23 protein-coding genes are annotated in these 23805 nt (G+C 58.1%); 12 read left to right on the plus strand and 11 right to left on the minus strand.

The features are described from left to right. Nucleotides 1-137 precede the first annotated feature (137 nt). Nucleotides 138-812, plus strand: a complete 675-nt coding sequence (locus F0A17_RS11835) for a metal-binding protein ZinT (protein ID WP_149328544.1) — start codon at nucleotides 138-140, stop codon at nucleotides 810-812. A 398-nt stretch (nucleotides 813-1210) separates the two neighbouring features. Further along, complete coding sequence (locus tag F0A17_RS11840; protein ID WP_149328545.1) at nucleotides 1211-1414, plus strand: cold-shock protein; 204 nt, start codon at nucleotides 1211-1213, stop codon at nucleotides 1412-1414. A gap of 206 nt (nucleotides 1415-1620) precedes the next feature. Here the strand turns inward: F0A17_RS11840 and F0A17_RS11845 are convergent, their stop codons facing one another. From F0A17_RS11845 to F0A17_RS11865, 5 genes are all read right to left on the minus strand, one after another. Next, a complete protein-coding gene (locus F0A17_RS11845; RefSeq protein ID WP_149328546.1) occupies nucleotides 1621-2529 on the minus strand; it encodes an NAD(P)-dependent oxidoreductase in 909 nt (302 codons plus the stop codon). 106 nt (nucleotides 2530-2635) lie between these two features. Next, nucleotides 2636-4069 carry an aldehyde dehydrogenase gene (locus F0A17_RS11850; protein ID WP_149328547.1) on the minus strand — a complete coding sequence of 478 codons (1434 nt, stop codon included), beginning with the start codon at nucleotides 4067-4069 and terminating at the stop codon, nucleotides 2636-2638. 51 nt (nucleotides 4070-4120) lie between these two features. Next, nucleotides 4121-5599 carry a tripartite tricarboxylate transporter permease gene (locus F0A17_RS11855; RefSeq protein WP_149328548.1) on the minus strand — a complete coding sequence of 493 codons (1479 nt, stop codon included), beginning with the start codon at nucleotides 5597-5599 and terminating at the stop codon, nucleotides 4121-4123. Then, a complete protein-coding gene (locus tag F0A17_RS11860) occupies nucleotides 5596-6048 on the minus strand; it encodes a tripartite tricarboxylate transporter TctB family protein (protein ID WP_149328549.1) in 453 nt (150 codons plus the stop codon). Before F0A17_RS11860 ends, F0A17_RS11855 begins: the two co-directional genes overlap by 4 nt. Before the next feature lie 15 nt (nucleotides 6049-6063). Further along, nucleotides 6064-7008 (minus strand): tripartite tricarboxylate transporter substrate binding protein, encoded by a 945-nt coding sequence (locus F0A17_RS11865; protein ID WP_149328550.1) that lies wholly within the window; start codon nucleotides 7006-7008, stop codon nucleotides 6064-6066. A gap of 177 nt (nucleotides 7009-7185) precedes the next feature. Between F0A17_RS11865 and F0A17_RS11870 the strand changes: the two genes are divergently transcribed. Continuing rightward, nucleotides 7186-7863, plus strand: a complete 678-nt coding sequence (locus F0A17_RS11870) for a GntR family transcriptional regulator (RefSeq protein ID WP_149328551.1) — start codon at nucleotides 7186-7188, stop codon at nucleotides 7861-7863. A gap of 528 nt (nucleotides 7864-8391) precedes the next feature. Beyond that, nucleotides 8392-9249 (plus strand): DMT family transporter, encoded by an 858-nt coding sequence (locus F0A17_RS11880; protein ID WP_228716895.1) that lies wholly within the window; start codon nucleotides 8392-8394, stop codon nucleotides 9247-9249. Nucleotides 9250-9444: 195 nt separating this feature from the next. On the opposite strand, the gene F0A17_RS11890 is transcribed toward F0A17_RS11880, so the two are convergent. After that, entirely contained in the window at nucleotides 9445-9573 is a 129-nt protein-coding gene (locus F0A17_RS11890) for a diguanylate cyclase domain-containing protein (RefSeq protein ID WP_149328805.1), read from the minus strand. Nucleotides 9574-9774: 201 nt separating this feature from the next. Between F0A17_RS11890 and F0A17_RS11895 the strand changes: the two genes are divergently transcribed. Together F0A17_RS11895 and F0A17_RS11900 are read left to right on the plus strand one after the other, a co-directional pair. Further along, nucleotides 9775-10929 carry a M20 metallopeptidase family protein gene (locus F0A17_RS11895; RefSeq protein WP_149328553.1) on the plus strand — a complete coding sequence of 385 codons (1155 nt, stop codon included), beginning with the start codon at nucleotides 9775-9777 and terminating at the stop codon, nucleotides 10927-10929. Between the two features lie 42 nt (nucleotides 10930-10971). Continuing rightward, nucleotides 10972-12480, plus strand: a complete 1509-nt coding sequence (locus F0A17_RS11900; RefSeq protein ID WP_228716896.1) for an AbgT family transporter — start codon at nucleotides 10972-10974, stop codon at nucleotides 12478-12480. Here the strand turns inward: F0A17_RS11900 and F0A17_RS11905 are convergent, their stop codons facing one another. The 4 genes from F0A17_RS11905 to F0A17_RS11920 form a co-directional block, all read right to left on the minus strand. Then, nucleotides 12481-13377 (minus strand): LysR family transcriptional regulator, encoded by an 897-nt coding sequence (locus tag F0A17_RS11905; protein ID WP_149328554.1) that lies wholly within the window; start codon nucleotides 13375-13377, stop codon nucleotides 12481-12483. Nucleotides 13378-13493: 116 nt separating this feature from the next. Next, the gene (locus F0A17_RS11910; RefSeq protein ID WP_149328555.1) at nucleotides 13494-14867 is read right to left on the minus strand and encodes a sensor histidine kinase; all 1374 of its coding nucleotides are present in this window, start codon (nucleotides 14865-14867) and stop codon (nucleotides 13494-13496) included. Beyond that, nucleotides 14836-15522: a response regulator transcription factor gene (locus F0A17_RS11915; RefSeq protein ID WP_149328556.1), complete on the minus strand. Its 687-nt coding sequence runs from the start codon at nucleotides 15520-15522 to the stop codon at nucleotides 14836-14838. The genes F0A17_RS11910 and F0A17_RS11915 overlap by 32 nt, the downstream gene beginning before the upstream one ends. After that, the gene (locus F0A17_RS11920; protein WP_228716897.1) at nucleotides 15522-16244 is read right to left on the minus strand and encodes a MipA/OmpV family protein; all 723 of its coding nucleotides are present in this window, start codon (nucleotides 16242-16244) and stop codon (nucleotides 15522-15524) included. The genes F0A17_RS11915 and F0A17_RS11920 overlap by 1 nt, the downstream gene beginning before the upstream one ends. A gap of 225 nt (nucleotides 16245-16469) precedes the next feature. Here F0A17_RS11920 and F0A17_RS11925 point away from each other — a divergent pair, with 225 nt between their 5' ends. Next, nucleotides 16470-16682 carry an efflux RND transporter permease subunit gene (locus tag F0A17_RS11925; protein ID WP_228716907.1) on the plus strand — a complete coding sequence of 71 codons (213 nt, stop codon included), beginning with the start codon at nucleotides 16470-16472 and terminating at the stop codon, nucleotides 16680-16682. A gap of 135 nt (nucleotides 16683-16817) precedes the next feature. Here the strand turns inward: F0A17_RS11925 and F0A17_RS11930 are convergent, their stop codons facing one another. Then, on the minus strand, nucleotides 16818-17591 hold the full coding sequence (locus F0A17_RS11930) for an IclR family transcriptional regulator (protein WP_223111532.1): 774 nt from the start codon (nucleotides 17589-17591) through the stop codon (nucleotides 16818-16820). Nucleotides 17592-17759: 168 nt separating this feature from the next. On the opposite strand from F0A17_RS11930, the gene F0A17_RS11935 reads away from it, so the two are divergent. From F0A17_RS11935 to F0A17_RS11955, 5 genes are read left to right on the plus strand one after another with little or no spacing between them, the layout of a single operon-like run. Beyond that, nucleotides 17760-19346 (plus strand): ABC transporter substrate-binding protein, encoded by a 1587-nt coding sequence (locus F0A17_RS11935; RefSeq protein ID WP_223111533.1) that lies wholly within the window; start codon nucleotides 17760-17762, stop codon nucleotides 19344-19346. 60 nt (nucleotides 19347-19406) lie between these two features. Then, nucleotides 19407-20258, plus strand: coding sequence for an alpha/beta hydrolase (locus F0A17_RS11940; RefSeq protein WP_149328559.1), 852 nt, complete (start codon nucleotides 19407-19409; stop codon nucleotides 20256-20258). Continuing rightward, nucleotides 20255-21883, plus strand: coding sequence for a gamma-glutamyltransferase (gene ggt / locus F0A17_RS11945; protein ID WP_223111534.1), 1629 nt, complete (start codon nucleotides 20255-20257; stop codon nucleotides 21881-21883). Before F0A17_RS11940 ends, ggt begins: the two co-directional genes overlap by 4 nt. Before the next feature lie 2 nt (nucleotides 21884-21885). After that, nucleotides 21886-22860, plus strand: coding sequence for an ABC transporter permease (locus F0A17_RS11950; RefSeq protein WP_149328560.1), 975 nt, complete (start codon nucleotides 21886-21888; stop codon nucleotides 22858-22860). A 3-nt stretch (nucleotides 22861-22863) separates the two neighbouring features. Then, the gene (locus tag F0A17_RS11955; protein WP_149328561.1) at nucleotides 22864-23799 is read left to right on the plus strand and encodes an ABC transporter permease; all 936 of its coding nucleotides are present in this window, start codon (nucleotides 22864-22866) and stop codon (nucleotides 23797-23799) included. Nucleotides 23800-23805: the final 6 nt, after the last annotated feature.

The raw sequence follows: 23805 nt of genomic DNA on the forward strand, positions 1-23805 counted from the left end.
TTTCCACTTCTTGTCGAGAACCACCCGAGCGCGGGACCTGATTCGCGTCGCTCCAGCCATTGCCAAATGTTATGGTATAACGTATCTTTTTAGACCTGAATTGGCTCATCTCATTTCTGAACAAAGGAGCGTTGGCAGTGAAAAGAGCATTGACACAAGGAGTCAGCCTACTAGCAGTCGGCTTACTGGCATTGGGAGGCGTGCAAAGTGCGGTGGCATCACACGGCGGACATAAGCACGAGCACGAGCACAGCCATGGTCATGACCATGACGAGGACACTTATGCCGGCTACTTCGAAGACAGCCAGGTAGAGGATCGCTCGCTTTCGGATTGGGAAGGAGACTGGCAATCCGTATTCCCCTACCTAGAAGACGGCACCCTTGACGAGGTCTTTGCCCACAAGGCAGAACAGAATGGCGGAAAGACAGCCGAAGCGTACAAGGCCTACTATGCGACGGGGTATCAGACAGACGTAGATCGTATCGTCATTGAGGGTGACACCGTTACCTTCTATGAGGAAGGCAACGAAGGACGCTCTGGCGAGTACGCCTATGATGGATACGAAATCTTGACCTACGAAGCGGGCAATCGAGGTGTCAGATACGTCTTCGAGCTCGCCGAAGAGGCTAACGGTCTGCCCCAGTTTATTCAGTTCAGCGATCACGCCATCTCTCCGACTGACGCCGATCACTTTCATCTGTATTGGGGAGATGATCGTGAGGTCCTACTGGAGGAAGTCACGAACTGGCCGACCTACTACCCATCCGCATTGGATGGGCATGACATCGCCCATGAAATGATGGCCCATTAAGTGGACCAGGGCCCGCCCATGCGGGCCCCGTTGCGTTCATGCCTGCCGAACCGAACGCTGGCGCACATGGGCGGGACGCACGAGCTTGTCGGCCAGGACAATGGCGGCGGCGTCGGGGCGTCGGGGCTCGAAGCCGATGGCAACGGCCGCTCTCCTGCGGCGGCGGAGGCAACGGCAAGGTGAGGGGCGTGCGCCGCCCCTGAAATAAAAAAGAAAGCCTTTGACCCACGGTGCCAAAGCATGACACTGTGGGCTCAGTTGGTAAGCAAGCGGCACAGTTCCAGTAGCGTTCGGATTCTTTCGGCAGCCCTGTAATTTTTTCCTTGTTTTACCCGCTACAACATCTGGGTAACACCAGGCACATTGCAAGGCGCGTTAGCGCGTAAGGATTTTTTATCATGGCAACTGGTACAGTTAAGTGGTTCAACGACTCCAAAGGTTTCGGCTTCATTACTCCTACCGATGGTGGCGATGACCTCTTTGCCCACTTCTCCGAGATTCAGTCGGAAGGCTTCAAGTCCCTGCAGGAAGGTCAAACCGTCTCTTTCGACGTGACCCAGGGTAAGAAAGGCCTCCAGGCTTCAAACATCAAACCCGCTTGACCTAACGGTCACGAGTTGTCGAACCTCCCCGGTTCGAAATCAGGGCCCGCCTAGGCGGGCCTTGTTGCGTTGAGAGCGCACTCATCACTGACTAGCTACTATCTCCTCTAACCGACCGCAAACAACCCATTAGGTGGTTTGTGGCCGATATTCGGTGTGCGCTTGTTTCGTGCGCATAGCCCCATCCTCTCAGGGCTTGGAGCTTGTTAATATCGGTTGAATTCAGGGTTACCAGGGGCAGAAGGCGTTCCCCAGTCGGCCCATAATTTGGCGATAGCAGCATAGTCCTCCCGACCATAGCCTGCCGCGGCACCTAACTCGTAGACGCTGTGACAGGCCTGTATGGCGAAAAGCGGTATCCGCTGAGACTGGGCCAGGGAAAGGGCAAGCTCGGAGTCCTTGCGCGCTGCGTCCAGCGGCATGCCGCCGCTGTAGTCGCCATTGACCACACGATTCGCATAGCGGTAGGTAAGCGGGCGATGCAGACCCATCTGCGTATCAGAGAGCAGACCAATGAGCTGTTCAACGTCGACCTCGCTGGCGGTGGCCATGGCGCCGGCCTCGGCCACCACGACCATCACCGCATGTGCCACTGCGTTGTTGATTACCTTGGCAGCTGCGCCAGCACCCAGCGTGCCGAACACAATCTGCTTCTCGGTGATTGCATCGAGCACCGGGCGTGCGGCGGAGATGGCTGAGGCATCTCCGCCCAACAGCAGGCTGGCGGTGCCGGCTGCCATCTGGCTCACCCCGGCCAGGATCGAGGCGTCAATCAGCGCGAGGCCGTGAGGCGCAAGCACATCGGCGCTGCGCTGCATGTCGGCGGGATTGACGGTGCTGGTCTCGATCACCACCGCGTCCTTGGGAAGATGAGGGGCGATCTCGGCCAATACGCTCAGCGAGGCCGCTGGGTAGGGCAGGCACAGCACCACGAAGCGGGTCGCGGCGAGCTGCTCGGGGTCGCTGATCGGCGTGGCACCGAACGCCGCGCCGGCCCGCGCAAGCTGCTCTGCGCTAAGGTCGAAGACCTGCAGCGAAAAGGCCTGCGAGATGCGCTCGGCCACCAGATAGCCCATGTTGCCCAAGCCGTAGACGGCCACCGTATTTGCGCTCATCGATTGGTTACCTCATGCGTGAAGGAAGGCGCCGGCGGCACGGCCGCCCGCGTGTATCGGGGCTGAGCGCCCGCCGGCATCAAATGCCGACAGGCGGGAATGCGGCCTATTTGGAAACCGGGAACGGTTGCTCCTGCAGGCCGAAGAAAAGGCTCTTCACCTCGCCGTAGAGGCGCAGCCCATCGAGCCCCTTCTCGCGACCGATGCCGCTGCTCTTGAAGCCGCCGAAGGGGGTGCTGGTCACCGACTGCTTGTAGGTGTTGATCCACACCGAGCCGGCTTCGATGGCGCGACCCACGCGCCAGGCGCGCTTGAAGCTCTCGGTCCAGATGCCGCAAGCCAGGCCGAAGGCGGTGTCGTTGGCCTGGGCGATCAGGTCGGCCTCGTCGTCGAAGGGCAGCGCCACCAGCACCGGGCCGAAGGCCTCCTCCTGGCAGGTCAGGGCGTGGGGGGCGAGGCCGTCGATCACCGTGGGTAGGTAATAGGCGCCCTCGGCGAATGCCGCACCCTCGGGGCGCGCCCCACCGCACAATATGCGCCCACCCTCTTCCCGGGCGCGCTCGACAAAGGCCTCGACCCGCTCGCGGTGGGCGAAGCTGGCCAGCGGCCCCATCTCGAGGTCCGGCGCGTCGGGAGCGGCGACCCGGATGGTTCGCGCCTGCTCGGTGATGCGCTCAAGCACGGCGTCATAGATACTGGCCTGGATGAAGACCCGCGATCCGGCCACGCAGGACTGGCCGGCTGAGCCGAAGATGCCGGAGATTACCGCCGCTACGGCGAGCTCTTGGTCGGCGTCGTCAAAGACGATGTGCGGCGACTTGCCGCCCAGCTCAAGGGCCACCGGAATCACCCGGTCGGCGGCGACCCGGCCGATCGCCTGGCCGGTGGCGGTGCCGCCGGTGAAAGACACCATGCGCACCCCGTTGTGGGCAACCAGCGCGGCGCCGACTTCAGCACCGCGCCCCTGCACCACCTGAAGCAGCCCCGCCGGCAGGCCGGCCTCGGCGGCGATCCTCACTAGCTCCGGCGCCAGCAGCGGTGCGTCTTCCGAGGGCTTGAGGATCACTGCATTGCCCGCCGCCAGCGCTGGTGCCACCTTGGTGGCGTCGTTCATGATCGGAGAGTTCCAGGGAGTGATCGCCGCCACCACGCCGAACGGCTCGAGCACCGTGAACGACACGTACTGGCCGCGCGGCGGAGTCACCGAAGTCTCCAGGGTTTCGCAGGCCGAGGCGTAGTAGCGGAAGGCGCCCACCGCGTAGTCGACCATGCCGCGACACTCCGACAATGGCTTGCCGTTGTCGCGCATCTGCAGCACGGCCAAAGTCTCCTTTTCGGCGGCCAGGCGATCGGCGATGGTACGCAACACGTCAGCGCGTTGATGGGGCAGCCGCTCCTTCCAGCCGGAGTGGCGGTAGGCATCCCAGGCCTGCACTACCACCGCGTCCAGCGCTTCGGGGGTGGTCACCGCCACGCGGCCCACCTCCTGCCCCGTAGCCGGATTGATACTGATCAGTTGGGTTGCACTCTGTGTGGACATGGCAACGAATTACCTTTCATTGAACGAGGGGCGGAATGCCCGGGCGAAGAATTACGCAGCGGCCATCTTGTGTCGCCAGCGACGCCACAGCGGAAACAGCAGCACCGCGATGATCAGCGCAATCAGCGTCAGCGAGATGGGCGAGGCGGCAAAGGCAAGGGGGTCGCCACGGGAGATTAGCAGCGCCTGACGGAAGCTCGATTCGGCCATGGGTCCGAGAATGGCGCCCAACACAATGGGAGCAATGGGATAGCCCGAGCGCGACAGAAAGAAGGCCGCGATCCCCACCACCAGCATGATCCAGACGTCGACCATACTGTTGGAGGCGGCATAGGTGCCGGTGGAGCACACTACCAGGATCATTGGCGCCAGCAGGCCAGTGGGCACACGTAGCATACGCGCGAACAGACCTGCGCCGGCGAAACCAACGCCTAGCATCATGAAGGCCGTCAGTAGCATCTGCCACATGAAGCCGTAAACCACCTCACCGCTCTGGGAGAACAAAGCCGGTCCAGGGTTGAGCCCCTGGATTAACATGGCGCCCATCATCAGCGCCGCCACTGAGTTACCGGGCACGCCCAGCGCCAGGGTAGGAATCAATGATGAGGCGTTATCGGAATTATTGCCGCACTCTGAGGCGGCAATGCCTCGTGGGTCGCCCTGGCCGAAACGGCTGGCGTCCTTAGCCGCGCGCTTCTCCTCGGCATAACTGAGAATGCCTGCCAGATTGCCGCCGGCACCTGGCATCACACCAACGACCACCCCTATCAACCCTGAGCGCAGCCAGGTCTTGACCAAGCCCAGCGCCTCGCGCAGGGTGATGCCAACACCGGTCACAGTGGCGTTGCCCAGCCTCCGGCTATTCGCCTCCAGCATTGCCAGGGCCGGCGGAATGGCAAACAAGCCGGTAAGCAGCACGGCAATATTGATACCCCCGGCAATATGCCGTATGCCAAACACTAGTCGCTCGGCACCACTGACCATGTCCATACCGACGATGCCCACCGTTACGCCCAGAAGCGCCGAGGCGATGCCCTTGGCTGGTGCGTTGGCCAGCAGCAACGACACGCTGGTCATGCCAAAGATAGCGATCCAGAAATACTCGACCGGGCCGAATTTGAGCGCGAACGCCACCAGCGGCGGTGCTAGTAGCATCAGCGCTACAGCGCTTATGACCGCCCCGGCTGCCGAAGAGCACAGTGCCACGTGCAATGCGAACTTGGCCCGACCGCTGTTGGCCAGAGGATGACCATCAAATACCGTAGCCACCGCAGACGGAGTGCCGGGGATCTTCATCAAGATGGCGGGAATCGCCCCACCGTACATTGATCCGTTGTAGATACCCGCCATCATTCCCAGCGATGTCAACGGCTCCATGGTATAGGTAAACGGCAGCAGCAGCGCCATTGCAAGGGTAGCGGTCAGCCCCGGAATCGCACCGACCAAGATGCCGGCCGCCGTGCCGGCCAACATCGCCAACAGGCTTTCGGGTGTGATGGCCGCCATTACGCCGCCAAGCAGCTCCATCATCTCACTTCTCCAAAAATGAATTCAGGCGGCATGCTTTGGGCAAACACAAGATGGAATAGCAGCCACGCCAGCAGGGTGAATAGCAGCGTGATCAGCACCACGCGCCATCCATGGCGCTCTCCGCCAAGCATCGCCATAGCGGGCAGAAACCATAGCGCCGAGGTCAAGAAGCCCATAGCGCTAGCGCTGGCCACGAATAGCCCCAACAGGGCTAGCCCCGCCAAGCCATGGATCAGCGAGGCCTCACTAGTGCGGGCAGAGTCACGCGTGCGCAATATCTGATTGATGGCGCTGATCGCCGAAAAGGCGATCAACGATACTCCTACAGCGACAGGAAAATAGGCACTGGCACCAGTCAGAGACGCGCTGTCCCACAAGATCAGCGCGCCGATACCGGCCACCATGATATTAGTGGCGAGTCGCTCTCTCGCCGTGACCTTTGCATCCATACGATTCTTGCCCGCTTACTGCCAAGGGGACTCGTCCCACAACGTCTGATAGTCAGCACTGAGCGACTCGATGTGAGCAGCGAAATCGTCAGCGGACATGTAGGATACTTCGGTGTAGAGTTCGTGGTTGCGGGTTATGAACGCCTCATCGTTGGCCACGTTAGCTACCGCCTCGGAGAGCCTAGCCACGATTGCCGGATCGACACCGGCCGGCAGCCCCAAGCCGCGCTGGGAGAGCATGGCCACGTCGAAGCCCAGCGACAGAGCGGTGGGCACTTCAGGGGCGAGCTCGGAGCTCTCTGTGCCGAATTGTGCCAAAATTCGCACCTTGCCCTCTTCCGCGGCTGGCATCGCCTCACCCAAGTTAAGCGCCGCTGCCGAGACGTGGCTGCCCAGAAGCGCGGTTCGCGCCGGACCGGCGCCAGCGAAGGGCACGTGGGTCAGCGTAATATCCGCCTCCTTGGCCAGATAGCGCACCGCAAGGTGGTCATCGGTGCCCACGCCAGTGGTACCCACAGTGACTGCGCCTGGGTTTTCCTTCGCGAAGGCTACCAGCTCATCCAAAGTTTGAAAGGGGCTGCTTGATGGTACCGAAATGGCAGAAGGATCCTGCACCAGCCCCGCCACCGGGATAATATCGTCGACGTTGAAAGACGCATCGCGAGTGATCGGAATGGTCAGCATCGGCGGCAGATTGACGATGCCGATGGTGTAGCCGTCGGGCTCGGCGCTGGCCAGTGCAGCGTGACCCACCTCGCCACCGGCACCAGGACGATTTACGACGACCACGCTTTGACCCAGTTCCTTTTCCAGCAGTGGTTGCAATACACGTGCTGTCACGTCGGTGCCGCCACCCGCGGAATAGGCAACGATGAGCTCCAATGGCTTTTCTGGCCAGTCGGCTGATGCAGTTGCTGCTACCGCTAACAATGACGTTGCCAAGATTGACTTTTTGAACATGCGTGTCTCCCGGTGAGTCTGTAAGCTCAGTTTTCGTTGCTGTGGTTGTGGTCGTAACTATTAACGAACCAGAAGAGGTGGAGCAAGATCTTTATTCATGATAGGATTATCAATAATTAAATTATTCTTATTTTCGAAGACATTCTCGAGATAGTGGCTGCGGGGAGGGCGTGAAAGTTGAAACATGGATTTGCTGTTAAGGCTGCGGTAAACGAAATTGTAGAGTCTCTGGAAAAAGAGATAATATTCGGTTTTCTGTTGCCTAGGCAGCGAATATATGAAGATGAGTTAATGCTTAGATTTGATGCCAAAAGACATGTTGTAAGATCCGCCGTTCAGGTTCTAGAGCAACGAGGCATCGTGCACAGATATCCTAATCGCGGTGCCCAGGTGAAGTTTTATACTCGCCGCGAAGTTGACAACCTTTACCAGCTGAGACGGATCTTGCACGATGCGGCAGCAAGATTAATTAAATTGCCTCCTTCACCGGCATGGCTGGATAATCTTAAGCGCGCCCAGGAGGCACACTCTCATGCAGTGCGCATGCATGATATAGAAGCCATATACCAACACAACAACAGCTTCCATCACATTCTGTTTTCAGGGGTGGGCAATGAAAGCATAGTCGAGGCTATAGAATTTTCTAACTCTAAAACACACGGCATTCGCTCTCATGGGCTAAGAGATTTTAATCTTCAGGCTATCGCTGAAGAAGAGCATCGTATGATGATAGATTATATTGAGAGAGGCAATTTGGTTGGGCTTGCAGAATGCTGCCTTAATCACATGGAACCGGCGAGGAAATTTTATATCGAAAAATACTGCCCACAAGGTGAAGGTGAAGAAGAGGAATAATGATAAGCTCTCCATGAGCTCCAATGGTATTTTCGAATAGCATATAATTGGTTATTTCCATCACCTTGTTATTGGTGATTTATGTCGTTCCGGTGGTCCCGCAGAGCGGCTTGACCGAGCAGACAATTTACCGCTGGACCGTTCAACCTGTTACTCAAGCGAGGCGTGGATTCGCCTTCAGAGGTGCTCTCGCTGACGCCTTGCAGCTAGAGCACCGCCGGCTTCAGCGCAGGCCGGGCATGGGCGCTCACGCCCGATGACCTAGCTGGCCGCATCAAGTGCTATGCCGCCATCAAGGGTCCCTGCATCAGGATGAAAAGGTTAATGACGGTTTAGGAGGCGTGCGGGTGTCGCACAAGCCTTTCCGCATGACGTGAAGAGAATAGCCCACTCCCACCGGGGCCGTATCCTTGCAGACAAACCGTCAGCACCTTCTTGATCGCCACGGCTGAACGCCTGATCACTACGTATCCCGCAGGAGCACTTCGGATGTCTTTCTCTTTACATGGCCACGGACGGGGCCTGGTGATGGCGGCCTCCGGTGTCACTGTCCTGAGCTTCGACAGCTTGCTGGTCCGCCTGGCGGCAACGGATGGGTGGAACATCATCTTCTGGCGGGGTGCCCTGATGGGACTATCGCTCGGTCTGCTGTGCCTCGACGGGCGCCGGTTGGCCACGCTGCGCGGCTATCTTGGGGTATCACTGTTCTCCGCGATACTGTTGGGCATCACCTCCAGTCTGTTTGTCCTGGCTGTCATGAACACCAAGGTAGCGAATGTGGTGGTCATCCTAAGTGCCGCCCCTCTGTTTGCTGCCCTCTTTACGCATTTCTTTCTGCATGACCCCGTGGCCGTGCGAACCTGGCTGGCAATCCTTTCGGCCATGGCCGGCATGCTGATCGTCTTCTCTGCCTCGCTGACCGGCGACGGCCTTGTCGGCGATGTCTACGCGGTGATCGCAGCGGCCGCCGTCGGTGGTAACCTCACGCTCCTGCGCCGTCACCCCAACTTGGACAGAATACCCCTCATCGCCATGGGAGGTGGGTTATCGGCGTTCCTTGCCTGGCCGATGGCTACGCCGCTGGCCCTCACGACACAAAGCTATGGCATATTGGCCCTGATGGGCCTACTGCAGATGCCATTGGCCACCGCGCTGATCAATAATGCGACCCGTCATCTGCCGTCGGCAGAAGTTGCCCTGTTCTATTTGGTTGAAGCCGTGTTTGGCACCCTGTGGGTTTGGTGGTGGTTGGGTGAGCAGCCGCCTCAGGCGACCCTGCTCGGCGGTTTTGTGATCCTGTTGACGCTCTTCCTCAATGCCTGGTCAGGCCTGCGTGAATCCAACCGCCGAATGGTTCGGCCACTTGGCGGGAACCTCCACCTATAGCGGTCAACTCGCCCCTCTAGAGGTCACTCAGGATTATTGTCAACCTCCCTCCCCTCCCCATTCGTCAGCCGAAACCGCAGACCCGGTTCGGCCTGCTCGGCCGTGAGGCGCCAGCCATGCGCCAGGGCGATCTCCTGGCAGATCGCCAGCCCTAGCCCCGCGCCGTGGTCACGCCGATGTGCGGCATGCCAGAAACTAGCCTCGCTCGAGACACGCCAAGCGTTTTGCGACCGTCTGAAGTACCCCTTCGCCCATGTGATGGCCATATCGATCATTGGTATCTTTAAATTCATCCAGTTCCAAAAACGCCAACGCAAACACCATAGTGACTACACGTTTATTCAACCATTTTCTGATCTAGGCATTGAGTCAGTGCGATGCGATCGGGCAATGCGCTGTCACTGTCTGTTGCCCAGAAAGCAACGAACCTGACGTTTTCCACTCTCCTTTCTGCCTCCCAAGTCCCTTAGGGTTACTCCTTCCCATAACGACACTTACAGAAATACCCTTACAGCAGGACAGGCAATGTTTACCGACAAGCAAATACACAACGCCACCGCTATGCGGCATACGCTTCACCAATACCCTGAGCTCAAGTACGAAGAAACGCAAACCGCCAGGCGGGTAGCAGATCGTTTGCGTAGCCTGGGTTATCGGGTAACCGAAGGCATCGCGACGACAGGCATTCTGGCAGAGCTGGATACCGGACGCGAAGGTCCGGTAATCGCGTTTCGCGCCGACATGGACGCCCTGCCCATTCGCGAAGCCAACACCTTCGGCCACCGCTCGAAACACGAAGGTCTGATGCATGCTTGCGGCCATGACGGCCATACCGCCACGCTCCTGCTTGCCGCCGAAGCCATCATGGAGAGACGTGACCAACTGTGCGGACACCTCAAGCTGATCTTTCAGCCGGCGGAGGAAGGCGGCAACGGCGCGGAGGCCATGGTAAAGGCGGGGGTGCTTGAAAATCCGGAGGTGGAAGCGGTGTTTGGCTACCACAACCGCCCCGGCTTTCCTGAAGGCCAGCTGTTCGTAAAACCCGGCCCGGCCATGGGTGGCAATGACACGTACAAGGTGACCATCGAGGGCGCCTCAGGCCATGCGGCCATGCCTCATCTGGCCGTTGACCCGATCTACGTGGGTGCCTCACTGGTGCAGCAGCTGCAAGGGTTAGTAGCTCGGCACAAATCGCCGCTGGAATCCGGCGTGATTACCGTGGCCTCCTTTCATGCCGGTGATGCCGCCAACGTGATTCCGGGCAGCGCCGAATTGCTGGTCAACATTCGCAGTGACCGTCCTTCCTCACGTGAGGCACTAACCGGCAAGCTCGAGCAAGTGACGAAAGGGGTGTGCGACGCTCATGGCGCTCGCTTCAGGCTCGAGCACATTCACCAAGTCCCGCCGCTGGCCAACGATCCCGAGTGGTCAGACAGAGTACTGGCATTAGCGTCCGAGTATGAGGTGAGCGACGATATCCAAAAGCTGGATTACATGCCCACCATGGGCGCCGAGGACTTCGCCTTCTACCTGCAAAAAGTACCCGGCTGCTTTTTCTTCGTGGGTAACGGTAATAGCGCCTACCTGCATAACGAACATTACGACTTCAACGACCGCATACTGCCGGTGGCTGGCGGCATGTTTGTGGCGCTCGCCTGCAGCCTGCTTGCTCACCGCTAATAGCCGTTCACTTTCAAAAGCTCTAAAAATAAAGGCGACAAAATGATGCAATCCGTACTCTCGTCTATCGAACGCGTGGGCAACAAACTCCCCCATCCGTTTATTCTGTTTACCATTCTGGCCGTGGTAGTGGTGGTGATTTCCGCCCTGCTCGCCGCGCTTGGCGTCTCGGCGGTCAACCCTCAAACCGGCGACACTGTCTACGTTCAAAGCTTGCTCTCAGGTGACGGCATAGAGTTCATGCTGACCAGTGTTGTCAGCAATTTCGTCAATTTTCCACCGCTTGGGCTCATCCTCGTCGTGATGTTCGGCATCGGCTTGGCCGACAAGGTCGGCCTGATGTCTACGCTGATGCAGGTGAGCGTGGCCAAGGCGCCGCCGTCGCTTTTGACCTTCTGCGTCTTCATGGCCGGCATCTGCGGCAGTATCGCGTCAGATGCCAACTACCTGATCCTGATTCCTCTGGCCGCGATGGTCTACTACTCGGTGGGCCGCCATCCGGTGGCCGGCGCGGCCGCCGCCTACGCTGCCGCCGGTGCCGGCTTCGATGCCAGCTTGTTCATTACCGTGGGGGACGCGCTGTTTGCCGGTATCACCACCGATGCGGCGCGCTTGGTGGACCCGGATGCCTACATCTCGCCCGTGGATAACTATTACTTCGTCGCCTGCTCGGTATTTGTGCTGGCCATCATGGGGACACTGATTGTGGATAAGGTGGTCGAGCCACGGCTTCAACGTACGCTACCCATGGGCAAGGACTTCAAGACCGATATCGTCAAACCCGAGCTGACGAAAGATGAAATACGCGGCCTCCAATGGGTGGGCATTGCCACACTGATTTACCTGGCGCTGGTGTTCATCGCCGTGTTGCCGGAGGCATCGCCCTTGCGCAACGAGGAAGGCGGCCTCATTCCATCTCCCTTCCTGCGCTCGCTGGTGCCACTGCTATTTGGCTATTTCGTTACCATTGGGCTGGTTTACGGCATTACCACCGGTAAGATCAAAAGCAGCCGGGACGTGCCGCAACGCATGGCGGAATCAGCAAGCGACCTGGCACCCACACTGGTACTGTTCTTTGCCATTGCCCAGTTCATCGCCTACTTCCGATGGTCGGAGCTTGGTCAGTACATCGCCATAGAAGGTTCGAGCATCCTTCAGAGCACAGGCTTTACCGGCCTGCCGCTGGTGGGCGCTTTCATTGCCATGAGTGCAGTGCTCAACGTGTTCATGACCAGCGGCTCGGCCCAGTGGGCGCTGATGGCACCGGTGTTCGTGCCGATGCTGATGATGATCGACTTCGACCCGGCGTTCGTACTGGCCATGTTCCGTATTGGCGATTCCAGCACCAACATCATTTCGCCCATGAGCCCATACTTCTCGGTCGCGTTGGTGTACATGCAGCGCTATAAGCCGAATATGGGACTAGGCACGCTGATCGCCACCATGCTGCCGCTGGCCGTCACCTTCTTACTGGCTTGGTCCGCCTTTTTGATGTTCTGGCTGGCCATGGGGTGGCCGATCGGCCCCGGCGTTTATATGACGACGAACTGATTACTGCATCGTCAGCATCAGCTTCCAGAGATAGTCGGCAGCGGGCGAAAGTCTTCTGCCGGCTCTTCTTACCAGGTTGCCTTGGCTACTGGCCGCCAGTGGGTGCGCCACAGGAATCGCCTTGAGCTGCCCTTCCTCCACTTCATGCCGCGCTGCGGCGGCTGTCATGAACGACACACCAATACCGGCACTCGCCATGCGCCGTGAAACAGAATGCAGGTTGCAGCGGTAGGCGGGCGTGGCGGGCTGCCCAGCCGCACTGAATAGCGCATTCACGAACTGCTGCGATCCCGATACATCGGGCAGGAAAATTAGCTTGTGCTGCAAAAGCTCCGCCACCGTCACGCGTTCCTGCCGGGCCAGGGGGTGAAAAGGCGCCACCAAGGCGCATAGCGGGCCGCGTTCAAAAGAGTGGACCACCAGCCGCGGATCTGAAATCGGCCCATAGGTAATGGCAATATCCACCTCGTCATTGGCGACCATCTCGTGGGGCTCGCGGGGATAGTAGATGCCCGTTTTGATCTCGATCATCACCTCCGGGTAGTGTTCGGAGACACGCTTCATCACGTGGTTGATAAAGCTATCCATGAATCCATCGCCCACCGAAACCACCACCTTACCCGCTTGCAGATTACGCAGCCGGGAAAGCGTGTCACCCAGCTCTGAATTGAGCCGCCGTTGGGCGAGAAAGCTCTCCACCACCAACTGGCCCGCCTCGGTCAGCATGACGTGGCGGCCCTGGCGCTCCAAAAGTGCCATGCCCAGGTCTCGCTCAAGGCTACGCACTTGGCGGCTAACCACTGAAGGGTTGATGTGCAGATGCTCCGCCGCCGCACGAATACCGCCGCAGCTGCTGACTTCCAGCAGGTAGTAAGCGCGTTTATCGAGTATGTTCATGGATGTCTCGTGATGGGCAGGGAAGTCACAAAGCTCCAGGAAGAGGTTTGAGGTCATCCCACATTCACCACTAGCTGACCATAATCTGCATTAGTGGAAAAAGGGAAACCCGCAACTCACCAGCGGATAGTCGGCGTCGACAACCGGAACCTTAGCCCCGGTTCGGCCTGCTCGGCCGTGAGGCGCCAGCCATGCGCCAGGGCGATCTCCTGGCAGATCGCCAGCCCTAGCCCCGCTCCGTGGTCGCGTCGATGTGCAGCACGCCAGAAGCGTTCAAACAGCCGGGGCAGTTGTTCCGCATCGACGCCGGGACCTCTGTCCCGCACGGTCACCGTATCGCCCTGGATCTCCACGCTGACGGAGGTCTGTGCGGGGGCATGCTGGATGGCATTCTCCAGTAGATTCTTCAACAAGGTAAAACAGGCCGAGCGGTCCGCTTTCCACTTCACGTCGCCGACAGCACGCACCGCCAAGTGCACGTCGGCGGATTCCGCCATGCGCTGCAAATAGGAGGCGGCATCGTGAGCCACCTCCTGCATCCCGACGGTGGTGAAGTGATAGTTGTGCGCTTCGCTGGCTTCCGCCAGAAGCAGAAGCTGCTGCACCTGTCGCGTCATGTACGCGACGTCGCCCAGTAGCGAGTCGCGATCGTTCTTGCCAGCGTCTAACAGCTCTATCTGGGCACGGATCAGCGTCAGCGGCGTCTTCAACTCATGTGCCGCATTGCCGAGGAACTCCTGTTGTACGCGATAGCCGCGTTCGAGACGCTCCAAGGCCCGATTGAAGCTATCCACGAGAGGGGCGATCTCCGCGGGCACCGCTTCCGTCTTCAGCCGGGCACTGATGAAGCGCGGCGAGATGGCCGCGGCGGACTCCGACACGTCGCGTAGCGGCTTGAGGGTGTAGCGCAAGGTGATGTAGGCACACAAGCCGAAGGCGACGAACAGGACGACGCCGAAGACCACGATGCCAGCCACCACGAGCGGAAAGGCAGCGCGATGAAGGAGATCCACGAACCTGGCGCTGGCCGCGAACTGCAGGTACCACGTTTGCCCCGCATGCTCGAGGGGCTCCGTGGCGCCGAAAAAGGCAGTTCCCTCGTGCTCGAAGGCGAAATTGCCACGCTCCAGCCAAAGAAGGTCGCCTCCGGCCGGCCAGAACGCCTCGCCAGCGCTCGAGAAAAAAGCTACGTTCCCGGCGTCATCCAGAATCCGATAGGCCGTTTCGCGCTGCGGGCCTTCGAACAACCAGGCGAGTTCGTTCAAGCGGCGCGAGTCGATTCCCACTGGCCTACCCCTGCTGTCGAATTCGATATCGTCCGACAGCCCCTCTGCGGCATCGACCAGGTCCATCCGGGCCAGTACGTTGGTCTGAACCACCACCACCGCAGCGATCACGAGCAGCGTGATGCTGAGTATCATCCCTGCCACATAGGCCAGCAGCACCTTCAGGCTAATGCTATTCAGCGGCATCAGCTTCACGAAGCGCATAGCCCAGCCCCCTGACGTTGACGATCCGCTGGCGCGAACCGATGGCGAGCAGCTTGCGGCGAAGGCGGTGCAGGGCCACGTCCAGGGCGTTCGGCGTCACCGCCTCGCTCAGCCCCCAGGCCGCCGCTTCCAGCGCGCTGCGGCGCACGACTTCCTTGGGCTTGTGCAAGAGCCGTTGCATGATGTGCAGCTCCGCCGGAGCGAGGGTGACGCTCTCGTCGCCGCGGCACAGCACGCCGGCATCGGGGCGCAGGGTGAGATCGCCATGGCTGGGGTCGAGCGGGTGGAACGCCACGGGACGGCGCAGCAGTGCCCGGACACGCGCCACCATCTCGTCCATGGCGAACGGCTTGGGCAGGTAGTCGTCGGCACCGGCGTCGAGCCCCTGTATCCGGTCATGCAGCGCATCGCGCGCCGTCAACACCAGGCAAGGCACGCCGAGGCCAGCGCTACGCACTTTTTGCAGCAGTATGAGGCCATCCCCGTCCGGCAATCCCCGGTCGAGAATCAATGCCTGGTAGGGTATCTGCTGAATGGCAGCCCATGCACTGTCGATGCGGCCAGCCACATCGGCGGCGATGCCGGCGGCTTCCAGCCCCTTGCCCATCAGCCGGGCCAGCCGGTCGTGGTCCTCGACCAGAAGTATGCGGCTCATCAGAAACGGTAGAGGTAGCCAAGGAACATACTGTTTCCGGTCGAGCGATCCACCAGCGGGCTGTCCTTGATCTCGTCCGCCAGGCGCGTCACTTCGACACCCATGAGCACGGAGTGGTGCTTATTGAACATGTAGACGCCACGCACTCCCGCCTCGAGGTTGGTAGCGGACTCTCCCACATAGGCGGGGCGGTCGATACGCGCCTCGCTGTCGCGAACGCCGAAGTAGTAATCGGTGGTCTTCTCGTCATGCCAGTTCGCCCCTACGTGTGGCGTGAGGAGAACATGATTGCCGAAACGCCACGTTCTCTCCAGGCTGACATTGATGACTTGGCCTTCGCTGTTGCCTGAGGCGTCGGCCAGCCATTCGGCGCTGACGTCAACCACATTGCTGCTCCACTCCACCTTGCCGCCCGCCCAGAAGCCGCCCTTGCGCTCGTCCATACCGTCGAGGATCGGGGCGTCGCCCTCCTCGTAGCCGCTACCGTCGTACTTGCCGACGATACCGAAGTTGAGCCGTTGAGAGTCGCTGATGTCGAGACTCGGCAGCTTGAATACGATTTGGGGGCCAAAGAGATGAAGGTACCGGTTCTCGACCTCAAGCAGCGGTATGGGCGTGTGGTCCCGGTCGATACCGGCGTAGGGCTCCTGCTCGCTCACGACGCCGAGGCCAAGCCCCCAGGTGGTGGAGGACGACTCGGCGCCAGTCGGCTCTTGGGCCATGGCCGTCGCCGAGGTGAAGAATCCAACGGTGAGCATTGAAGCAGCTGCCATGCGCGAAAAAGAAGTATGGGAGCTTGAGGTTAACGGGGGTACGAGTGACATGAGCGTTTCTCGCGTGTTGCTAAAGAGGCCCACTTTCGCATCCGCGCACTTACGGAAAACTTACCGAAAGCTTTCGATCGCTCCGTCCCACCGGTAAGGCTTCTGAAAGACGCGCGGGTCCTGCTGTTCCGAAGTTGCATGCAGCCGGTCACCACCCTCGTGGCGCTGGTGCTCTCCGTCCCCGGGGCCTTCCTGGCGCTGTTCGTCACCCAATCGGCGCTGTCGCTTCCCGCACTGATCGGGCTGGTCATGCTGATGGGCATTGCGACGAAGAACTCGATCCTTCTGGTGGACTACATCATCATCGCCCGCCAGGAACACGGCCTCGATCGCTGAGATGCGCATCGGCTGGCCTCGTCTCGTAATGATAGACGACTCATAGTTACATGGGCATTTCGCTGACAATACTCTTAGTAACTACACCCACTAGCGCCAAAAACCCAACAACCCCACGCTTGCCGCTTTACTCAATTAAATTGTACTTTCCTCTTTCTTTCGCCCCAACCCAACCGACAAACGCTCTGCCGAAGACGTCACAAGACGTATGATATGTTCGAGCTCTGAGTCGTGAGTTCGAAATGCAGGAGCAGCCACATTCAAGGCCGCAATGACAGTGCCATCCATTGTAAATACAGGGGCCGCAACCGACACCAATTGTTCGCTCACCTCTCCTCGGCTAATGCAGTACATTTGCTGACGTATCTTAGTCAGCTCAGATAAGATATTGCCACGCGACCTAGGAGTATTTTGCGTAAATCTCTCAGGTTTTGAAGGAACACATCTCTCAATCATTTCTTGGCTTTGGAAAGCAAGTAGTGCCTTCATGGACCCTGCATAAAGAGGACGACGACGCCCAACAATGGCGTGAACTCTCAGATCTCTAGATGGTTCGCATTTCGCAACACATAGGGCCTCGTTTCCATCGAGAATACGTAACTGCACCGTCTCATTAACACGCTGGCAAAGCTCCTCAAGAATAGGGTCAGCCAGTTTCACCAAGTCAATTTGAGAATTAGCAGTGATTCCCATCACCAACATTGCGGTTCCAAGCCGATAGCCATTGTTCTCGACCCGCGCAACTACACGACACTGTTCCATTGTGTGCAACAAACGGAAGACTCTCGACTTGGTCATCCCTGTACTTTTGGCTAAGTCAGTAATGCCAGAATCAGGCTTACGGGCCACCGCCATCAAGAGGTCGAAAGCCTTACCCACTGAATTTACTGAATAATTTTTATTTTCCAAAACCATCTCCTCATTCTGAAATGCTGCCTTTCTATCGTATCGCACAACGAAACACATTCAAAATAAGTTTGACACAATCACGAGCATCTTCACATCATAAGAGTTCGCAATAGCGACTTCTGGCGCTGTGCACATCAATAACAATCCCAGAAACCAAGGAGTTATCTCGTGTTTCATACAGTGATAAACAGGACTATCGTGGGCGCCGCGGTTGTACTACTCACCGCTTCGGCAATGCCATCCAACGCACAAGAAAGCCAAGCGCTATCGATCGGCATGGCTGCAGTGGTCACATCGCTGGACCCACATGAAGATTCAAATTCTCCTAACAATGCAACCAGCCGGCATATATTCGATAGCCTGATCGACCGGGGCGGTTCTGCGGAAAATAACCCGCAGCTAGCTACTAGTTGGGAAATCGTCGACGATACCCACTGGCGCTTTCACCTACGCGAGGGCGTGACTTTCCACGATGGCTCCAGCTTCGATTCGGAAGACGTGGTCGCCTCGCTGCTCCGCGCCCGGGACAAGGAAAGTCAGTCATTTGCTTCCTATACGCGCAATATCGCCGATGTAACCGCCGATGGGCCCTACACGGTCACGGTTGAGACCACAGTACCAGACCCAATGATTCTCAACTCGCTGAGCCGAATCCGCATCATTAGCTCCGAGTATGAAGGTGCGAGCGTAGCCGATTTCGAAAACGGCACTGCTGCAATTGGTACCGGGCCTTTCAGGTTTGTGTCATATACACCTGGGGACCGTCTTGAGCTGGACCGTAACGAGGAATACTTTGCCGGCCCCTCCGAATGGTCCCATGTGACCATTCGCATGGTTCCCGATAACGGCGGGCGACTTGCATCTCTACTTGCCGGTGATCTTGACCTGATCGAATCTCTGCCCGCAGAAGGCATCGACCGCGTGGAGCAGAGCGATACGATGAAGATTATCCGCGGACAATCCACGCGACTTGTCTATCTCGGCATGGACGTTATGCGAGATCAGACGCCTTTCATTAAAACGAAAGAGGGGCACTCACTCGATTCCAATCCTCTCAAAGATATGAGGGTTCGAAAAGCGCTACTTATGGCGATCAATCGTGAAGCCATCGTGGATCGTGTCATGCGCAAGAACGGCACCGTAGCCCACCAATTCGTCGCTGATGGCTTTCTTGGCCACTCCAAAAAAGTCGAGGAAATTAGCTACGATCCTGAAGGCGCCCGTCACCTATTGGCTGAAGCGGGTTACCCTGACGGCTTTGCGATGACCATTCATGGACCGTCAGGCCGCTATGTCAATGATAGTGAGGTATTGCAGGCTGTCGGCCAGATGTTCTCGAGAATAGGCATTGCTACAACGGTCGAGGTATTACCTTGGTCAGTGTACTCCGGCAAGTACGCTAACGGAGAATATTCGCTATATCTTGCTTCATGGGGTGTGAATACAGGTGAAGTTTCCAACCCTGCACTTGCCACCGTTGCCGGAAGGAATTCCGAAACGGGCACTGGCCGCTATAACGGTGGAGGTGTTGATGTACAGGAAATCAACGAATTCCTCTCTAAAGCAACCCAAACTCTCGATGAATCAGCAAGAGAACCCTTGCTTCAAAAGGTTTCGGATCTCGTTTTTAATAATAACTGGCTCATTCCCTTGCATTACGAAAATATGGTGATGGGTGCCCATGAGGACATAGAATACAAGCCACGCGGAGACAAATATACGCTTTCCTACGAAGTCCACAGAACATCTCATTAAATTACTAACCAGGAAAGGTGCTGCGCTTAACACCTTTCCAAATCCCATCCGGAGAGCACCATGCAAGAACTTGGAACGGGTGATGCTGTCGCGCGTGCCCGCATAGTTTATGATTATGAAGAAACGGCAGTTTTCGCCTCAAAACTCGACCCTCGTTTCCATATGATGCTTTATGTTCCGCCCGCTGCGTCCAAGGGAAGAAAAGTGGACCTATTGGTGGCAATCCATGGAACGGGCCGTACATCGGCTCTAGATTTTCGCGACGGATTTTCTGAATTTGGCCTTTATAACGACTGCGCCATTCTATGCCCGATATTCCCTGTGAATGTGCAGGGAGACGGCGCAAGATCCGGTTATAAATATATAATAGAAGGTGACATACGCTACGACGAAGTCGTACTCGCCATGGTGGCGGAAATGGCCGAAAAATACGATCAGGATTGGTCAAAATTCGCCATGTTCGGTTTTTCTGGTGGTGGTCATTTCACGCATCGATTCGCCATTCTGCATCCCGAGAAGTTGTGGGCCGCCAGTATTGGCGCTCCCGGCTCGGTGACGCTGCTCGATCACGATCGCGATTGGTGGGTCGGTATCCGCGATCTACCCGAGAAATTCGGTCGGCCTTTCGATGCTGATGCACTGGCACGGGTACCTGTGCAGATGGTCGTCGGCGGACTCGATCTAGAGACATGGGAGATTACTCATGCACCCGGTTCGAAATATTGGATGGAAGGTGCTAACGAAGCAGGCAAGACACGGCCAGAGCGACTTCAAACGCTACAAAAATCCTTCGAGTCCGTTGGCGTCAAGGTGACCTTCGACGAAGTTTCCGGCGTCTCTCACGACCGCATGAAAGTGCTTGCCCACGTCAAGGCATTCCTCACCGCTCGCCTCAAGGAGATGCGTGCATGATTCGTAACGCTACGATCGTCGCTCCCCAACCCGAAGCCGTGGAGGCTGGCGCGCAAGTATTGGAGCGTGGTGGAAACGCCATCGACGCCGCCCTGGCTTGCGCCTTCGTACAAGGCGTTGTGGACCCGCAAATGTCGGGGATTGGCGGTTTCGGCTCTATGCAGGTCTACATGCCCAAACGCGGCATCCATGAAATATTGGAGTTCTATGCTCATGCCTCCGTCGCGGCGACATCCGACATGTGGCTCGACAAACTAGTCGGACAAAGCCGGGACGGCTTTGGCTTCATCCTGGAGGACAATCTGTCCGAGATCGGTTATCAGGCGTGCTGCACTCCCGGCTCCCTTAAAGGCTACGAGACAGCCTTGCGGGACTATGGCACCTGGGACTGGGCCGATCTGATCGAACCCGCGATTCGTTATGCCGAGCAAGGATTCATGGTACGGCCGCACATGCATTGGTACTGGACCAAGGACCAAAGCGGCGATGGGCAAACCAACACGCTCGAAAAGCTGCGCTTTTCCGCTACTGGCCGACGCGTCTATTTCCACGAAGACGGCAGCCTGCTGCGCGTCGGCGAGATCCTTCGCAATCCCGATCTTGGCAAAACTCTGCGCCGAATTGCCGAAAGTGGTGACGCCAGTATCTTTTATCATGGCGAGATCGCCGAGGCGATCGCGGACGATTTCGCCGTCCACGGTGGGTTGATTGGACGGGAAGATCTGGCCCAGTACGCAATCTCCAAGGCAGAGCCGGTTTGGGGCAGTTATCGCGGGCGCCGAATCGCGTCCAGCCCGCCGCCAGGATCGGGTTTTCCGATGATCGAGCTGCTACAAATTCTCGAAAACTTCGATCTCGCTGCGATGCGGCCCGGCTCGGTCGACTATGTACGCACGCTGTTCGAAGCCATGAAGCGCATGACCATCGACAAGGAGACCTACATGGGCGACCCCACCTATGTGGATGTCCCCATCGAGCGCTTGTTGTCGAAAGCACACGCATCGGCCCACGCCGAGTCTATTCGACGCGGAGAGCGTGCTTATGTGGAGAGGCTGGATGACAGCCAGCGCGATACGACCCATATTTCGGTCGTCGATGCCGAGGGTAATGCCGTCGCCTTGACACATTCACTGGGCAGCCCATCCGGCGTGATCACCGATGGCCTGGGTTTCATGTACAACGGGCTGATGGCGCGTTTTGATCCACGCCCCGGGCGCGCCGCCTCCATTGCGCCGCGCAAGCGCCGGGCAAGCTCGGCGGCGCCGACCATCGTCTTCTCGGGCAACGAGCCCGAAATCGTGATTGGCGCGCCAGGCGGCAGCTATATCGCGCCAACCGTGGCACAAGGCATCATCAGCATGATCGACCACAACATGGATATCCATGCCGCCATTGCCGCGCCTCGCATTGTTGGCGTCTCGAATACTATCGACATCTGCAATCGAATTCGTCGTTCTGTGTCCGGTACGCTCCGGGCCGAAGGCTATGAAGTGATCCGCTCTCCACAAACCTATGCCTTCGCCGCCTTGCACGGCATCCATATTCGCAATGGTCGTTCGGCTGGCGCCGCCGATCCACAGCGTGACGGAATGGCGATCAGCGTCGATCCGCTGATGAGGAACTAGGCATGTTGACCGCGCTCATTCGCCGTGCCATTCAGGCGATCTTCGTCATTCTTGCGATGACGGTGATAGTTTTCATTGGCATCAATGTCATCGGCAATCCAGTCGACATACTCATCAACCCCGATCTCAACCAGGCTGAACGGGCCAGGGTGGTGGAACATCTCGGTCTCGATCTTCCGCTTTGGCAGCAATACTTGCACTTTCTCCAAGGACTCTTGCATGGTGATTTTGGTGACAGCTTCGTATACAACCGCCCCGCACTGGGCGTAATCATGGAGCGCTTTCCAGCCACTCTGGAGCTGGCCCTGAGCGCCATGTTCATTGCCATTGTCGTCGGCCTGCCGCTGGGGCTTTATGCTGGGTTGTATCCTGAACGACTCTCATCACGCTTGATCATGAGCGGGTCCATCCTTGGCTTTTCGCTACCGACATTCTGGGTCGGCTTAATGTTCATCCTGCTGTTTGCCGTCCAGTTGGGCTGGCTGCCCTCGAACGGGCGCGGCGAAACGGTCGGTTTCCTGGGCGCCGGATGGTCGTTCCTTACCCGAGATGGGCTAGCTCATCTGTTCTTGCCGGCGCTAAACCTGGCGTTGTTCAAGACGTCTTTAGTACTGCGTCTGACACGCGCCGGTGTACAGGAAGTGCTGCCACAGGATTTCATCAAGTTCGCTCGAGCTAAAGGTTTACAGGAGCATCGAGTCGTATTGGTTCACTTGATGAAAAACCTAATGATTCCGGTGGTCACCATACTCGGCCTGGAATTCGGCTCGTTGATTGCATTTTCGGTCGTCACCGAAAGCATCTTCGGCTGGCCGGGCATGGGCAAGCTGATCATCGATAGCATCAACTTGCTCGATCGTCCGGTGATTGTCGCCTATTTAATGATGATGGTGGTGCTATTCGTCATGCTCAATTTCATCATCGATATCGCCTACACCCTGCTGGACCCTCGTGTCCGGCTGGACGGAGGAAACTAGGCCATGGATTCCAAACTTGCCGACAACACTGCGCTCGCCGGGCTCAGCGCCGACGTCGAAGCGCCACTGCAACCGCGGCTTGGTCCTGCGCTGAAGCGCTACTTTTCCTCGCCAGCGGCATTGTTCGGTGCCATTGGATTGGTGGTCATCGTTTGCATCGCCATCTTTGCGCCCTGGATCTCACCACAGGACCCGTATGATCTGAATCAACTCGATATCCTCGACAGCCGCTTGCCTCCCGGTTCGGAAAGCATGACCGGCGTGCCGTATTACTTAGGTACCGACGGGCAAGGGCGGGACATTCTGTCGGGCATCATGTATGGGCTGCGCACATCGCTGCTCGTCGGAATCGCCTCCGCACTGACCGCCGCTTTCCTGGGCACTTCGGTCGGCCTGCTCGCCGCCTATGTTGGTGGACGCCTGGAGTCGCTGATTATGCGACTGGTCGATCTGCAATTGTCGTTTCCCACCATCTTGATGGCACTGATGATCCTGGCCATCCTTGGCAATGGCGTGATGAACGTGATCATCGCGATAATCATCGCCGAATGGGCGACTTATGCCCGAACTGCGCGCGGTACCGCCTTGGTCGAACGCGAGAAGGAATTCATCGAGGCGGCCCGCTGCCTGCGCCTTCCCGCCCGACGGATTCTGTTGCGGCATCTATTGCCGAACTGTCTGGCGCCGATCATCGTTATCGCTACCATGCAGGTGGCCCGGGCCATCGGGCTAGAAGCCACGCTGTCCTTTCTCGGCCTTGGCGCCTCGGTTACCGAGCCGTCATTGGGCATGCTGATTTCCAATGGCTACCAGTATCTGCTTTCCGGCCTGTACTGGATCAGCTTCTTTCCGGGCATTGCCCTGCTTATAACCATCATCTCGATCAACCTTGTCGGCGATCGTCTGCGAGACGTGCTCAACCCGAGGAATGCCCGATGAAACCAC

Origin of the sequence: Billgrantia pellis (assembly GCF_008297955.1) — a bacterium.
GTDB lineage: Bacteria > Pseudomonadota > Gammaproteobacteria > Pseudomonadales > Halomonadaceae > Halomonas > Halomonas pellis.